The 13666-nt window shown below is 70.4% G+C and carries 15 protein-coding genes and 1 pseudogene; 10 read left to right on the top strand and 6 right to left on the bottom strand.

Features of this window, described 5'->3' with window-relative positions; genetic code table 11:
• Positions 1-10 precede the first annotated feature (10 nt).
• Entirely contained in the window at positions 11-310 is a 300-nt protein-coding gene (locus OIE13_RS01230; RefSeq protein ID WP_326643996.1) for an HU family DNA-binding protein, read from the top strand.
• A 202-nt stretch (positions 311-512) separates the two neighbouring features.
• Here OIE13_RS01230 and OIE13_RS01235 read toward each other — a convergent pair whose 3' ends face one another.
• Positions 513-734 carry a hypothetical protein gene (locus OIE13_RS01235; RefSeq protein WP_326643995.1) on the bottom strand — a complete coding sequence of 74 codons (222 nt, stop codon included), beginning with the start codon at positions 732-734 and terminating at the stop codon, positions 513-515.
• Positions 735-790: 56 nt separating this feature from the next.
• Positions 791-1486, bottom strand: a complete 696-nt coding sequence (gene cofC / locus OIE13_RS01240) for a 2-phospho-L-lactate guanylyltransferase (protein ID WP_326643993.1) — start codon at positions 1484-1486, stop codon at positions 791-793.
• A gap of 67 nt (positions 1487-1553) precedes the next feature.
• On the opposite strand from cofC, the gene OIE13_RS01245 reads away from it, so the two are divergent.
• From OIE13_RS01245 to OIE13_RS01260, 4 genes are all read left to right on the top strand, one after another.
• The gene (locus tag OIE13_RS01245; RefSeq protein ID WP_326643991.1) at positions 1554-2267 is read left to right on the top strand and encodes a lysophospholipid acyltransferase family protein; all 714 of its coding nucleotides are present in this window, start codon (positions 1554-1556) and stop codon (positions 2265-2267) included.
• A 100-nt stretch (positions 2268-2367) separates the two neighbouring features.
• Complete coding sequence (locus OIE13_RS01250) at positions 2368-3378, top strand: NAD(P)H-dependent glycerol-3-phosphate dehydrogenase (RefSeq protein ID WP_326643989.1); 1011 nt, start codon at positions 2368-2370, stop codon at positions 3376-3378.
• A 16-nt stretch (positions 3379-3394) separates the two neighbouring features.
• The gene (locus OIE13_RS01255) at positions 3395-4621 is read left to right on the top strand and encodes a trans-sulfuration enzyme family protein (protein WP_326643987.1); all 1227 of its coding nucleotides are present in this window, start codon (positions 3395-3397) and stop codon (positions 4619-4621) included.
• 50 nt (positions 4622-4671) lie between these two features.
• Positions 4672-5781, top strand: a complete 1110-nt coding sequence (locus OIE13_RS01260; RefSeq protein WP_326643985.1) for a D-alanine--D-alanine ligase family protein — start codon at positions 4672-4674, stop codon at positions 5779-5781.
• Here the strand turns inward: OIE13_RS01260 and OIE13_RS01265 are convergent.
• Positions 5764-6210, bottom strand: coding sequence for a DUF3515 family protein (locus OIE13_RS01265; RefSeq protein WP_326643983.1), 447 nt, complete (start codon positions 6208-6210; stop codon positions 5764-5766). The genes OIE13_RS01260 and OIE13_RS01265 overlap by 18 nt on opposite strands.
• 39 nt (positions 6211-6249) lie before the next feature.
• Complete coding sequence (locus OIE13_RS01270) at positions 6250-6483, bottom strand: Lrp/AsnC family transcriptional regulator (protein ID WP_326643981.1); 234 nt, start codon at positions 6481-6483, stop codon at positions 6250-6252.
• A 51-nt stretch (positions 6484-6534) separates the two neighbouring features.
• On the opposite strand from OIE13_RS01270, the gene OIE13_RS01275 reads away from it, so the two are divergent.
• From OIE13_RS01275 to thiD, 3 genes are all read left to right on the top strand, one after another.
• Positions 6535-7491 carry a thiamine-phosphate kinase gene (locus tag OIE13_RS01275; protein WP_326829432.1) on the top strand — a complete coding sequence of 319 codons (957 nt, stop codon included), beginning with the start codon at positions 6535-6537 and terminating at the stop codon, positions 7489-7491.
• Positions 7492-7716: 225 nt separating this feature from the next.
• Positions 7717-8613 (top strand): hypothetical protein, encoded by an 897-nt coding sequence (locus tag OIE13_RS01280; protein ID WP_326643977.1) that lies wholly within the window; start codon positions 7717-7719, stop codon positions 8611-8613.
• A gap of 168 nt (positions 8614-8781) precedes the next feature.
• Positions 8782-9588: a bifunctional hydroxymethylpyrimidine kinase/phosphomethylpyrimidine kinase gene (gene thiD / locus OIE13_RS01285; RefSeq protein WP_326643975.1), complete on the top strand. Its 807-nt coding sequence runs from the start codon at positions 8782-8784 to the stop codon at positions 9586-9588.
• Between the two features lie 72 nt (positions 9589-9660).
• Here the strand turns inward: thiD and OIE13_RS01290 are convergent, their stop codons facing one another.
• Positions 9661-10821, bottom strand: coding sequence for an RNA-guided endonuclease InsQ/TnpB family protein (locus OIE13_RS01290; RefSeq protein ID WP_326643973.1), 1161 nt, complete (start codon positions 10819-10821; stop codon positions 9661-9663).
• 19 nt (positions 10822-10840) lie between these two features.
• On the opposite strand from OIE13_RS01290, the pseudogene tnpA reads away from it, so the two are divergent.
• Positions 10841-11281: pseudogene (gene tnpA / locus OIE13_RS01295) on the top strand (IS200/IS605 family transposase); the annotation flags it as partial.
• Between the two features lie 265 nt (positions 11282-11546).
• Here tnpA and rpmB read toward each other — a convergent pair.
• The gene (rpmB, locus tag OIE13_RS01300; protein WP_012894387.1) at positions 11547-11732 is read right to left on the bottom strand and encodes a 50S ribosomal protein L28; all 186 of its coding nucleotides are present in this window, start codon (positions 11730-11732) and stop codon (positions 11547-11549) included.
• A 353-nt stretch (positions 11733-12085) separates the two neighbouring features.
• Between rpmB and OIE13_RS01305 the strand changes: the two genes are divergently transcribed.
• Positions 12086-13663, top strand: a complete 1578-nt coding sequence (locus OIE13_RS01305) for a DAK2 domain-containing protein (protein ID WP_326643967.1) — start codon at positions 12086-12088, stop codon at positions 13661-13663.
• Positions 13664-13666 lie beyond the last annotated feature (3 nt).

Here is a 13666-nt window from a genome sequence, read left to right on the forward strand (position 1 = left end):
GAGCAACCTTATGAACAAAAAGGAACTCGTCGACGCCATCGCGGATCGGGTGGGCGACAAGAAGACGGCCACCGAAGCCGTGAACGCGGTGCTCGACACGATCCAGGCCGCCGTCGCGAGTGGCGACAAGGTCTCGATCACGGGGTTCGGTGCCTTTGAGATGGTGCACAAGCCGGCCCGCACCGCACGTAACCCCTCGACGGGTGCCGAGATCCACGTCGCCGAGAGCTGGGGGCCGAAATTCCGGCCGGGTTCCGACTTTAAGGAACTCGTCAACAACGGCGGCAAGAAGGCGGCGAAGAAGAAATAGGCCCCGGCGCCCGGACTCCCGAAGCGGGGCGTCCGGGCGTCCGGCCTCCCGACCGGCGCCGCCGGCTCGGGATCCCCGGCAGGGGCCGGCGAAAGCGCCCGGTGCGGTGTCCGGCCACATTCACCGGGTTCGACAGCGGGGCGCCCCGGAGATGATCTCGGCCCCGGACCGCCGGGGAAGCCGGTGAGGATTCCCGGCCGCCTCACCGGCCGGGTACGGGGAAACCGGGTACGGGGAAAGTCGAGAGAGTGATGTAGGAGACATCGTCGCCGTCCATGACGATGTTGACCCGCTGGCCTGACCTGAGCAGCCTGAGCGGCCCCGCGTCGAACGCCGCCGCGCCGAACGGGATCTCGGTCCCGTCGTCCAGAAAGACCGACCCCGACCGGGTCGCCTCCTCGAAGCTCCGCACCGTCGCCTGCACACGCCCAGGGTAGCCTCCGGGCCGGAATCCCGCCCGAACCAGGTCGGGGCGTTCCGCTACCGGTCTCTGTCGCGCTCCTCCGGCCGCGAAGACCCGCCGGACGCCGAGATCTTTTCCGCGATGGCCAGTGTGCGGGGGCCGACGCCCAGGATCAGCGCCTGGCGCAGGTCGTCTGGGGTGTCCACGTCATGGCGGACCGACACCACCCCCTCCACGCAGAGCTCCTTGGCGCCGCGCCGCAGGTGCCGGTCCCGTGACTCGCCGCCGAACCCCGGCGTGAACGGCATGCCGGGCCGTACGCCGTAGAAGGTCGTGCCGACCTCGGCGGCGTCGGGCAGGAACATCTGGTCGAACTCCGTGGCGGCGGTCAGCACGCGGGCCAGCTCCGCGGGGCGGAGGGCGGGGAGGTCGGCCTGGAGGGCGCCGACGGCGTCGCCGGGCGCGAGCCGTACCGCCTCCAGGGCGCCGTGCCGCAGGGCGGCGTTCAGCCCCGCCTCCGGGTCGCCGACCACGTGCGCGCCGACCTCGCCGAGTGCCCCGGCGGCCACGGGGTCACCCGTCACCACGACCACCCGGGTGACGAGTGCGCAGCTCAGCGCCGCCTCGACGGTGTCGCAGGCGATCGCCACGGCCAGTGCGGCCCGGTGCGGGCCCGCCGCCGCCGACAGGCGGGTCTTGGCGGCGACCAGCGTTTTGACCGGGACGACAAGGGTCCAGGCGGAACTTCCCTGAGCAGGCATAGCGTTAAGCATCCCGCCTCGACATCCCGGGGAGCCAACCGGGAGACTTGGTGTGCAAACCGTTCATATGGAGGAGCCCATGAGACGCCCTGGCTGGCCCTCGCGATTCTGGGTCGCCTTCGCCGTCGTGATCGTCAAGCCGATCTCATGGCTCCTGGTCAAGAAGGACTGGCGTCGCAGCGACCGGTTGCCCAGGACGGGCGGGGTCATCGTGGCGACCAACCACCTGTCGTGGCTGGATCCGATCCTCATCTCGCACTTCCTCTACAACAACGGCCGCTGGCCGGTGATTCTCGCCAAATCGGGTCTCTTCTCGGTGCCGCCGCTCGGTCCCCTGCTGAGGGCGCTCCAGGCCATTCCCGTCTACCGGGGGAGCTCTGACGCGGGGCGCTCGCTGGAGGAGTCACGGCGCCGGTTCGCCGCGGGGGCGTGCGTGATGTTCTATCCGGAGGGTACCTGCACCCGCGACCCGGACTTCTGGCCGATGGAGGGCAAGACCGGCGTGGCCAGGCTCGCGCTGGAGACCGGCGCGACGGTTGTCCCCGTCGCGCACTGGGGAGCCCAGGAGATCCTGCCCTACGGAGCCAGAAAGCCCCGCCTGCTGCCGCGCAGGACCTTCCACGTGCTGGTCGGACCACCACTCGACCTGTCGCGGTACGAGGGGCGGCCGCTCCAGGCCGACGCGCTGCGCGCCGCGACCGCCGACATCATGGCGGCGATCACGGCGCAGCTGGCCGAACTCCGCGGCGAGAAGGCACCCGAGGCGCCGTTCAAGCGACCTTCCGACGCCTGACTTCGGCGTACGGTGTTGACATCCTCCTCTCCCCGCAGGGAGGGGATTCCCGTTTTCTCCCCCGCCCGGAGGCGGAGGTTTCCACGCCCAAGGAGAACCGATGACCAAGGCGGCTGTATTCGGCACGGGTTCGTGGGGAACGACCTTCGGCGTGATCCTCGCGGGGGCGGGCACCCGGACGATCCTGTGGGGCCGCAGCGCGGAGGTCGTCGAGGCGATCGACCGGCGGCACGAGAACCCCGTCTACCTGCCGGGCACGGTGCTGCCCGAGACGCTGCGCGCCACGACCGACCCCGCCGAGGCTCTCGACGGCGCCGACTTCGTGGTGCTCGCGGTGCCATCCCAGACCCTGAGGGAGAACCTGACACGCTGGAAGCCGGACCTGCCACCGGAGGCGGTGCTGGTCAGCCTGATGAAGGGCATCGAGCTGGGCACCACCAAGCGGATGAGCGAGGTGATCTGCGAGGTCGCCGGGGTGCCCCAGGAGCGGGTCGCGGTGGTGTCGGGGCCCAACCTGGCCGGTGAGATCGTCCGGGGCCAGCCCGCCGCCACCGTGGTCGCCTGCACCGACGAGCGGGCGATGGAACGCCTTCAGGAGGCCTGCTACCTGCCACCCTGGTTCCGCCCCTACACCAACCCCGACGTCGTGGGGGTCGAACTCGGCGGGGCCGTCAAGAACGTGATCGCCCTCGCGGTCGGCATCTCGGCGGGGATGGGGTTGGGCGACAACGTCGGGGCGATGCTCATGACGCGCGGGCTGGCCGAGATCTCCAGGCTCGGCGCGGTGCTCGGCGCGGACCCGCACACCTTCGCGGGCCTCGCGGGCATGGGCGATCTGGTGGCGACCTGTATATCCCCATTGTCGCGGAACCGAACTTTCGGGGAGAATCTGGGGCGGGGCATGACCTTGGCCGAGGTCGTCGCCGCCACGAAACAGACCGCCGAGGGGGTCAAATCCTGCGAGTCGGTGCTCGAACTGGCCAGAAAGCACGACGTGGAGATGCCGATCACCGAAGTGGTGGTGGCCGTCGTCCACGACGCAATGCCTCCCAGCGAGGCCGCGGTGCTCCTGATGTCGCGGACTCCCAAGCCGGAACGGTACGGCCTGTGAACACACGGTGTGGCCCATGAACAGACGGATACGCAGGCGTAGGGGGGAGAACACCCGGTCGGTACACCTGCCGGCTCCCGAGACGCCCCCGCAGCGGCCCTTCGGCCTTCCCGTGTGGCGCAGCTCCGCGTGGGGTTTCGGCGACTCCGCCGAGTACGCCGACGCGTTCGAGGAGAAGGGCTCCGGCCACACCTACGGCCGGATCGACAACCCCACCACCGCCGCGTTCGCATCGGCGGTGGCCTCTCTGGAGGGGGCCGCGGCGCCCGAGGACGTGGCCGGGCAGGCGTTCGCCTCGGGGATGGCCGCCGTCAACGCCGTCCTGATGACGTTCCTGCGCGCGGGCGCGCACCTCGTGGCACCCACCCCGCTGTACGGCGGGACCCACTCGCTGATCACCAACGTGCTGTCCAGGTTCGGGGTCGGCGCGGACTTCGTCGGCTACGGCGACCTGACCGAGGTGCGGGCGGCGATCAGGCCCAACACGAAGATCATCTATGCGGAGACGCTCTCCAACCCGACCATGGCGGTCTCCGACATTCGCGGCCTCTACCGGATCGCCCGAGCCGCGGGGGCGCTGCTGGTGGTCGACTCCACCTTCGCCACCCCGATCGTGTGCCGCCCCCTGGAGCACGGCGCCGACCTGGTGATCCACTCCGCGACCAAGTATCTCGGCGGCCATGACGACTGCGCCGGGGGCGTCGCGGTGGGCCGCCCCGACCTGATCGCCCAGTTGCGCGAGGTCAGGATCGACACCGGGGGCACGCTCTCTCCCGACGACGCGTTCCTGCTCCGCCGGGGGCTCGCGACCCTGCCGCTGCGGGTCCGCCGGATGTGCTCCACCGCGATGGTCTTCGCCGCGGCCGTGGCCAAGCACCCCGCCGTGCGCCGGGTCGACTACCCGGGGCTGCCGGAACACCCCGGCCACCAGCTCGCCAGGCACCTGTTCGACTCGGGGCCCGAGGGCACCAGGTACGGCGCCTGTGTGACGATCACCCCGCGTGGCGGTTACGACGCCGGCGTGGCCCTGGCCGACGCACTCAGGCTCGCCTCGATCGCCACCTCCGCCGGAGGAATCCACACCAAGGCCGCGCACGTGGCCTCGACCACCCACCGGAGAGCCGGCAAGGCGTCGGGGATCGACGAGGCGGCTGTCCGGTTCTCCATCGGACTGGAGGATGCGGAAGATCTCATCATGGACGTGACCAAGGCGCTCGACTCACTACCCGCATCGGGTAGATAGGCGCGTCTAACAGCCGGATTGCCCCCTAACAGGGGGTAGATTCGGTCATCATGAGTGAGCAGCACGAACCTCTACCGAGGGTCGCCGTCGTCTTCGGCGGTCGCAATTCCGAGCACGCCGTCTCCATTCTCGGGGCGGGAAGCGTGCTGGAGGTCATCGACAGGTCCAAGTACGAGGTGGTCCCGATCGGGATCGCCCAGGACGGCCGGTGGGTGCTCGCCTCCGGGGAGCAGCGATACGGGATCGAGAGCGGTGAGTTGCCCGCCGTCGACGCGGCGAGTGCGACGCTGGCGCTGACATCCGGTAGCGGCTCGCTGGTGGCGTACGACCCCGGCAGCATTCCCGTCGAACTCGGCCACGTCGACGTCGTCTTCCCGGTGATGCACGGCCCCTTCGCCGAGGACGGCACCATTCAGGGGCTGCTGGAGATGGCCGGGGTCCGCTATGTCGGCTCCGGGGTGCTGGCCAGCTCCGTCGGCATGGACAAGGCGTACATGAAGATGGTCCTCGCCGCCTCGGGCCTGCCCATCGGGCCGTACGTCGCGATCCGTGACCGCGACTGGCGGACCGACCGTGGCCGGGTGCTCAAGGAGGTCCAGGAGCTCGGCTGGCCGGTCTTCGTCAAGCCCGCCCGCGCCGGGTCCAGCCAGGGCATCTCCAAGGCCGCCGACCTGGAGGAGCTTGAGCGGGCCATCGAGTTCGCCCGCGAGCACGACCCCAAGGTGCTGGTCGAGGCCGCGATCACCGGCCGCGAGATCGAGTGCGCCGTGCTGGAGTCGCCGGACGACGAGGCGCCCCGCGCCAGCGTGCCAGGCGAGGTACTGGTCCACGGAGAGCACGAGTTCTTCGACTTCGAGGCCAAGTACATCGGGAATGACATGTCCCTGTCGGTGCCCGCGGACATCCCACAGGAGGCGGCCGAGCAGTTGCGGGCGATGGCCGTGCGCGCATTCGAGGCGCTGGGCTGCGAGGGCCTGTCGCGGGTCGACTTCTTCTACACCCCCGACGGGCGGCTGATCGTCAACGAGATCAACACCATGCCGGGCTTCACCGCGATGTCGGTCGCGCCGCAGCTCTGGGCCGCCACCGGGGTGCCCTACCCGGAGCTGGTCGACCGGCTGATCCAGCTCGCGCTGCGCCGCTCACCCGGTCTGAGGTAGGGCGGCCTTGATCGGTGCCGCGAGATCGACAAGCACGTTCTGCGGGGTGTGCTCCCGCGCGATCGTCACCTCGACGTAGGCCGCCCTGCCGATCGACGTGAACAGCGTCGGTCGGGCCGGGTCGGCGTACCACGCCACTCCGTCGATCTCGGGCACCTGGTCGGTGGGTGACATGGTCACCGGCCGTGGCACCCCGCAGCGCAGGGCGATGCGGCCCTGCCCCCACACGGCGACGTAGGGTGAGGCGGGGGTGGACTCGACCCGGTCAGCGCCGTCGAGTCTCCGCGGGAGCCGCTCGGCGAGCGCCTGGCACGCGGCGGCGGCGGACCCCTCGGGGACGGGCGGCTCGACCTGGACGGCGCCACCGCATCCCGCCAGGATCAGCAGGGCGCAGGTGCACCCCGCCAGGCGGGCGAACCGCAGTGGCATGTCACGTTCCCGACGGTCGGATACGGACCAGATACGGACTCAGATGTGGACGATGGGACACGTCAGTGTACGCGTGATCCCCTCCACAGCCTGAATCTGCGCCACCACGAGCTTTCCCAGCTCATCGACGTTGCGGGCCTCCGCCCGCACTATCACGTCGTAAGGGCCGGTGACGTCCTCGGCCTGGGTGACACCCGAGATGCCGGAGATCTCCGAAGCCACGTTCGCGGCCTTGCCGACCTCGGTCTGAATAAGGATGTAGGCCTGCACCACAACGACCTCCGGGGCGATTGGATCAGTGCCGAAGGGCCACCGTACCCTGTGATGAACGGGAGGTGTGTCATCACAGTCGGAGATCTCGGCGAATTCGGGGTTGTTGCACGTATTGCCGGACGCTTGCCACAGGGTGGGGCCGTATTGCTCGGTCCCGGAGACGACGCCGCGGTGGTGAGCGCTCCCGATGGGCGGGTCGTCGTGACGACTGACCTGTTACTCGAGGGTAGGCACTTTCGCCGTGATTGGTCCAGCGGCTACGACATCGGACGCAAGGCCGCGGCACAGAATCTCTCGGATGTCATGGCGATGGGAGCCCGTCCCACCGGCCTCGTGGTCGGCCTCGGGCTGCCCGCCGACGCCGCCATCGGCTGGCTGGACGACCTCACGGACGGCTTCCGCGACGAGTCCGATCTCGTCGGTGCCAGCGTGGTGGGAGGCGACATCGCCCGCTGCGACCTCGTCATGATCGCGGTCACCGCCCTCGGTGACCTGGGTGGCCGGGCGCCGGTCACCCGGTCGGGGGCCCGGCCCGGTGACGTGGTGGCGGTCGCGGGCCGCCTCGGGTACGCCGCGGCGGGCCTCGCGCTGCTCCGTGCGGGCCTGGCCGGGCCGGTGGAGCTGATCGACGCCCACCGCCGCCCCTGCCCTCCCTACGCGCAGGGCCCCGAGGCCGCCACGCTGGGCGCCACCGCCATGCTCGACGTGAGTGACGGCCTGCTCCAGGATCTCGGCCACGTGGCGGCCGCGGCCGGAACCGCGCTCGTGCTCGACCCGGAGGCGTTCGACGTCCCGCCGGTGATGCGGGAGGCGGCCCGGCTGCTCGGCGCGGACCCGCTGGAGTGGGTGCTCTCCGGCGGCGACGACCATGCCCTCGCCGCGACCTTCCCGGCCCACGTACGGTTCCCGGCGGGCTGGAACGTGGTGGGGCATGTCATCGAGGGGGAGGGAGTGCAGGTCAAGGGCCATCTGCTCGACCGTGGAGGCTGGGACCACTTCCGGGAGTGACTTTTACCACTCGTTGTTACATCTGCGAAAATTACGACAAACGGTTATTGAACTGGTATGAAGTTGGGCGGTCGAGATTCCCTCCGAGAAAGGGGCGATATGGGCCGCCATGCTGGAAACGGGGATGAGGCTTCCCCGGGCCGGGGGAAACGCGGGCCGGAGTCCGCTCCGGCACCCGGTCACCGGGACGAGCCGATCGGGCGCCGGCTCCGTCCCGAGGAGTCGATGATCACTGAGCCCCAGACGGGTTTCCTGGGGTCGGGATGGACGTCGGAGTCCAAGACGTCCGTCACATGGCCCGAGGACGAGGAAAGGTCCGGCGGACGGATCAAGACGACCCTGCTGATCGTCGCCGCGGTGGCGGTGGTGCTCGGCGGGACAGTGTTCGGGATCCGGGCGCTGACCGGCTCCGAGGGTTCCGCCGCCGACTGCCCGCCCACCGGTTGTGTCACGGCGGCGTCGAACCAGCCGGAGCTGCAACCCGACCCCGTCGGTGAGACCGAGCCCGAGGAGCCCGTACCGACCGACGAGCCCGCGGAGGCGGGCGACAGGACCGCGGAGGCCACCCCCTCCCCGACCCCCACCTCCACTCGCAGGGGAGGCGGGGCCACCCCCACCTCCCGGCCCACCGCGACGAGAAAGGCCACCCGCGCGCCCCTGGCCACCGACGAGCCGTCGTCCACCGACAAGCCGGAACCCACACCCACCTCCGAGCCTCTCGTCGTCGGTGACCACCGGACACCGGCCCCTGAACAGTCCCCGAGCACCACGGCGCCCGCCCCCGTGCCCAGCGACACCTTCGAGCCGCCCGTGCCCGCCGCGGGGGGCGCCATGATCATGGTCGGCGCCGCTCTCGTGAGGAGCAGGGCACAGTCGTACACGGTCAAGCTCGTGGTCGCCGCGGACGAGAGCGTCGAGAACCTGAAGGTGAGCGTGCCGGTCAGCGGGACGGTCTCCTCGGCGAGCGGAGCCGACTGGGAGCAGGTCGGCGACAGTCTGGTGATCGAGTCGCCGGAAGGGCTGCAGGTCGGCGAGGAACTCGTCGTCGTCTTCACCGCGAGCGGTGACGCGGAGATTCCGGAGACCTGTGAGAGCGACGGGGGAGAGTGCGCCGTCGCCTGACCCGGTGCCGTCGCGGCTCTGCCTGCGCGGCCCAGGTGCGGTGGGGAGTGGCAGCGGGGGTCTGATCCGCCACAGCCCCCGCACTTCAGTCTGCCTGCGCGGCCCAGGTGCGGTGGGGAGTGGCAGGGGGGCGCCAGCCGGTCGGGACGGGGCTGGTTGGATGGGGGCATGACCGTTCTGGCTCCCCCACGCGTGCTGACCGTCGCCGGCTCCGATTCCGGAGGCGGCGCGGGCATCCAGGCCGATCTGAAGACCATGCTGGCCCTCGGCGTCCACGGCATGAGCGTGATCGCCGCGGTGACCGCCCAGAACTCGGTGGGCGTGCAGGGCTACTGGGAGCTTCCCCCGGAGGCGGTCCGTGCCCAGCTCGACTCGGTGCTCGGTGACATCGGCGCCCAGGCGGTCAAGACCGGCATGCTCGCCTCGCCCGTACTGGTGGAGACGGTCGCCGAGGTGCTGGCAGGGCTGGATGTGCCCGTCGTGGTCGATCCCGTGGGAGTCTCCAAGCACGGTGACGCGCTCCTCGCCCCGGAGGCCGTGGAGACGGTCAAGTCGAGCCTGCTGCGCACGGCCACGGTGGTCACCCCCAACCTGTGGGAGGTTCTCCAGCTCACCGGGGTGAAGGTCGAGGACGACGCCGACCTGCGCCGGGCCGCCGACGCGGTCCTGGAGCTCGGGCCCGGGTGGGCGCTCATCAAGGGCGGCCACCTTCCGGGGGCCCCCGTCGATCTGCTGACCGACGGCACGCGGGAGTTCCGCTTCACCGCGGAGCGCCACGACAACCGGCACACCCACGGCACGGGCTGCACCCTGGCCTCCGCGATAGCCTCCTACCTGGCCCTCGGCGAGGATGTCCCCGCCGCCGTGGAGAAGGCGAAGGCGTACGTCACCGGTGCGATCGAACACGGCTTCCCCCTGGGGGCCGGCATCGGCCCGGTGGACCACGGCTGGCGCCTGCGCTCCCAGTCAACTTGACCCGGCCCTAAAGGACCGGGCTTGGAGGTAGGGCACCACTGGCTGTGGTGTGGCCTCCTCCGTCCAGACCACCTACGGGGTGGCTGGGACGCGTGACTCACGCCCCGCAATCCACGCAGCCTCGCCGCGTGCGGCGATGTTGCGGGAGGCATTCCGGTCGGCGTGGGCAACGACCCCGCAGTTCCGGCAGACGAAGAGGGCCTGGTTGACCCGGTTGTTCTTCTCGATGTGGTGGCAGTCGGCGCATTCCTGACTGGTGCAGGCCGGATCAACGCGCACCAGCGGGACGCCCGCCCGCCGCGCTTTGTACTCAAGGAAGGCCCCGAGCTGGTGGAAAGCCCAGGAGTGGAGCATGACCCGTTGGGGCTTGCGGAGCCGTACCCTCTCCCGGATTCCGCCCAGGTCTTCCAGGGCGATACCGGACGAGGTGCGTGCAGCCTCGGTCACGATCTTCTTCGAGATGATGTGGTTGACGTTCGCGGCGTGCCGCCGCTCTTTGCGACGGCGGCGCTTAAGCCGTCGCCTGGCGGACTTGGTGCCCTTGGCCTGGAGCTTACGGCGAAGTTCGAGCTGCCGCTTGCGGTGCCGGTTCAGACCACGTCCGTTGAACGGCGTCATGCCGTCCACGGTGGCGATGTTGACGATGCCGAGGTCCACGCCGAGCCAGCCGTCGGGGTACTCGTTGACCGGGGCCTCAGGTACCTCGCACACGGCGATCAGGTAGAAGGCGCCGTCGCGTTCGATCAGATCGGACTCACCCTTACGGTGTTCACGCAGCGCCTTGAGCGCCTCGGCCGAACAGACGAAGCGGACGTTCCTGATACGCCCGGCGGTGGTCCAGATACTGACGGTCTGAGCGTCGTACTGCCAGCTCAGACACCGGTCGTCAAACGGGTGCGCCGCCTGTGGACGGAAGGTGATCGGCGTGGACTCCGCTTTGATCCGGCGCTTGGAGCCCTTCTTGCCGAGGTTGCCGGCACGGACGTTCGCCTTCAACGTGGTGTAGGCATCGCGGACCTTCTTGATGGTGTGCTGAGCGGCCTGTGCCCCCAGCCCCCGCGCCTTCAACTCGGCGTAGGTGTGCTTGCGCAGCTCATACTCACGCGGCACGCCGTGCTCGAATGCCACGGCCGACACCCGGTTCGCGGCGTCGTTGACCGCATGCAGGGTAGCCGACAGCGCGGTGGCCTGATCGGCCTGCGGCATCAGCTTCACCTGCACGACGACCTTCACTTGGAAGATCGTATGATCTGTGTCACCACGCCGGGAGCCGAACCCCGACATTCGCAGGGGCCGTACACTCGTCTGCACCCTCTGCGCACACGTGGTCTTCACACCCGGGTATCGGCGCGGACCGTTCACCGACGAAATCCTCAGGCGGTGCGAAGACGTCATGCGGGCCGTCCGCGCCGACTTCGAGACCGAACCGGTCGAGTTCAACGGCGAGCGTGATCACGTGCACCTGCTGGTGCGCTACCCGCCGAAAGTCTCCCTGTCCAGGCTGGTCGGCTCCCTGTCCAGGCTGGTCGGCTCCCTCAAGGGCGTGTCCGCCCGGAGATCGCGACAGCAATACCCCGACCACATCGGCAAATACCTGTGGGGTGCCCACTTCCGGTCACCCTCGTACTTCGCGGCCCGGTGCGGCGGAGCACCGCTGTCCATCATCAAGGAATACATCGAGAGCCAGAAACGCTCAGGCCGAGCCGCTCTCCGAAAGGTGCCGTCACCGCACCGCTCGGCCCTTGGCGGGCCTCCCGCGCTGCCGTTTCCTCCCGGGCGTGAACGCCCAGGGTTCCACGACAGATCACGCTGAACGTGGAGAACCTGCTCCGAACGAGGCGGAGCCGTCCTCGGAAGTGGGCCGTCCTCGGAAGGGGTCGTCCTGGGCCGCGAAGCCCGTTGGGAATGGCGAAGCCCGCCGTCCCATCGAGGGGACGGCGGGCTTCGCGGAAGTCCGACTAGCGGGTGACCTTGCCGGCCTTGATGCAGGAGGTGCACACGTTCAGCCGCTTCGGCGTGCCGTTCACCACTGCGCGCACGGGCTGGATGTTCGGGTTCCAGCGGCGGCGGGTGCGGCGGTGCGAGTGGGAGACGTTGTTGCCGAAGGTCGGCTTCTTAGCGCAAACGTCGCAAACGGAAGCCACGGTTCGCTCCTTAGATCAGTCGAGAGGCTCGATCCGCCGCACTGGCGGGCGGTCATCGGGCATGCCGGGACGACCGGCTGGCCATACGAGGATACCCGATGTTCGGCCCTACAGGCGAACGTGAGCCGCCATGAACGGTCGAACGGGGATAATCTCCGGAGGCAACCGTAGCGCATCCCGGGACACGCCACGGCGGGTCGTGTCCGGCGAGCGACGATCAGCCGGTGCGGCCGGGGTCGGCCGGGCTGTGCGGACGCTGAGCCACAGGTGGCGGCATGCCGGTCGCGGAGCCGGGACTCGACCGGAGAGACCGGAGAGACCGGAGAGAGCCGGTCAGGAGCAGGAGGGCAGGAATGCTGCAGGTTCTCGACCCGCCCTCGGTGCGGAGGTGGTCGCGGCTGGCCGCGGAGACACTGGGGAAGGCGCGCGAGGAGATCGACGCGCTCAACGTCTTCCCGGTGCCCGACGGCGACACCGGCACCAACCTGCACCTGACGATGCTCTCCGCGGCCGAGGCGCTCGACGGGCTGCCCGCCGACGCGGGGGCGGAGGCCACCTGGCAGGCACTCGCGCAGGGAGCGCTGCTCGGCGCGCGGGGCAACTCCGGGGTGATCGTCAGCCAGGTGCTGCGCGGCCTCGCCGAGGTGTTCAGGGAGGCCGAGGGGCGCGGCACGGACCTTGGCCGCGGCCTGGTCAGAGCCGCCGAGCTGGCCCGCGCCGCGGTGGCCAGGCCGGTCGAGGGCACGATCCTGAGCGTCCTGACCGCCGTGGCCGCGGTGGTGCGCGAGAGCCGGGAAGATCTCGTCTCGGTCGCGAGAAGGGCGGCAGAGGAGGCGCGCTCCGCGCTCCGCCGCACCCCCGGGCAGCTCGACGTGCTGGCCCGCAGTGGGGTGGTCGACGCGGGCGGCGCGGGCTTGACGATCATTCTGGAGAGCCTCGCCGCGGTCGTCACCGACTCCTACACCGAGCGGGTGGACATCCCCGCCCCGGCTCACCGGATCGGCGTGGAGGTCACGGAGGAGAGTGCGGACGGGCCCGGCTACGAGGTCATGTATCTCCTGGACGCCGGAGCGGCGCAGGTCACGGCGCTGCGTGCGGAGCTCGACGCGCTCGGCGAGTCGCTGGTGATCGTGGGTGGGGACGACCTGTGGAACGTGCACGTCCACGTGGACGACGCGGGCGCGGCGATCGAGGCGGCCGTCCGGCTGGGGCGGCCCCACCGGATCAGGGTGACGTATCTGGTCGGCTCGGGCAGGACCCGCCCGGCAGCGCGGGGCAGGGGGGTGGTGGCCGTGGCGGCGGGACCCGGGCTGGCCGCGCTGTTCGAGGAGTCGGGGGCCGTGGTCGTCCGCCGCGAGCCGGGCTCCAGCCCGCCACTGGCGGCGGTGCTCGCCGCCATCCGCGAGGCAGGCTCGGAGGTCGTGGTCCTGCCCAACGACAGTGGGACGCGTGAGGTCGCGGCCGCCGCCGCGGAGATAGCCAGGGAGGAGGGCCTGGTGGTCGGCGTACTCCCGACCAGGGCCTCGGTACAGGGCCTGTCGGCGCTGGCCGTGCACGACCCGCTGCGCCGCTTCGACGACGACGTGGTGGCCATGACCGAGGCCGCCGCGCACACCCGCCACGGGCACGTCTGGGTGGCCGACCGCGAGGTCATGACGAGCGCGGGCCTGGCCGAGCCCGGTGACGTTCTGGGGGTGGTCGACGGGGACGCCGCGCTGATCGGCAGGGACCTCGGGGCCACCGCTCTGGAGGTCGTGGGCCGCATGGTGTCCTCCAGCAGTGAGCTGGTGACCGTGCTGGAGGGCGTCAACGCCCCCGAGGGGCTTGCGCGCGCGGTGCGGGACCATCTGGCCGAGACCAGGCCGGACATCGAGGTGCTCCTGTACGAGGGTGGCCAGGGCGGCTACCCGCTGCTCATCGGTGTCGAGTGAACC

Origin of the sequence: Streptosporangium sp. NBC_01810, from assembly GCF_035917355.1 — a bacterium.
GTDB lineage: Bacteria > Actinomycetota > Actinomycetes > Streptosporangiales > Streptosporangiaceae > Streptosporangium.

Coding starts and splice junctions, on each gene's coding strand:
- OIE13_RS01230 (WP_326643996.1), top strand. CDS start 11: ATGAACAAAAAGGAACTCGTCGACGCCATCGCGGATCGGGTGGGCGAC.
- cofC (WP_326643993.1), bottom strand. CDS start 1,486: ATGCTTAACGCTATGCCTGCTCAGGGAAGTTCCGCCTGGACCCTTGTC.
- OIE13_RS01245 (WP_326643991.1), top strand. CDS start 1,554: ATGAGACGCCCTGGCTGGCCCTCGCGATTCTGGGTCGCCTTCGCCGTC.
- OIE13_RS01250 (WP_326643989.1), top strand. CDS start 2,368: ATGACCAAGGCGGCTGTATTCGGCACGGGTTCGTGGGGAACGACCTTC.
- OIE13_RS01255 (WP_326643987.1), top strand. CDS start 3,395: ATGAACAGACGGATACGCAGGCGTAGGGGGGAGAACACCCGGTCGGTA.
- OIE13_RS01260 (WP_326643985.1), top strand. CDS start 4,672: ATGAGTGAGCAGCACGAACCTCTACCGAGGGTCGCCGTCGTCTTCGGC.
- OIE13_RS01265 (WP_326643983.1), bottom strand. CDS start 6,210: ATGCCACTGCGGTTCGCCCGCCTGGCGGGGTGCACCTGCGCCCTGCTG.
- OIE13_RS01275 (WP_326829432.1), top strand. CDS start 6,535: ATGAACGGGAGGTGTGTCATCACAGTCGGAGATCTCGGCGAATTCGGG.
- OIE13_RS01280 (WP_326643977.1), top strand. CDS start 7,717: ATGATCACTGAGCCCCAGACGGGTTTCCTGGGGTCGGGATGGACGTCG.
- thiD (WP_326643975.1), top strand. CDS start 8,782: ATGACCGTTCTGGCTCCCCCACGCGTGCTGACCGTCGCCGGCTCCGAT.
- OIE13_RS01305 (WP_326643967.1), top strand. CDS start 12,086: ATGCTGCAGGTTCTCGACCCGCCCTCGGTGCGGAGGTGGTCGCGGCTG.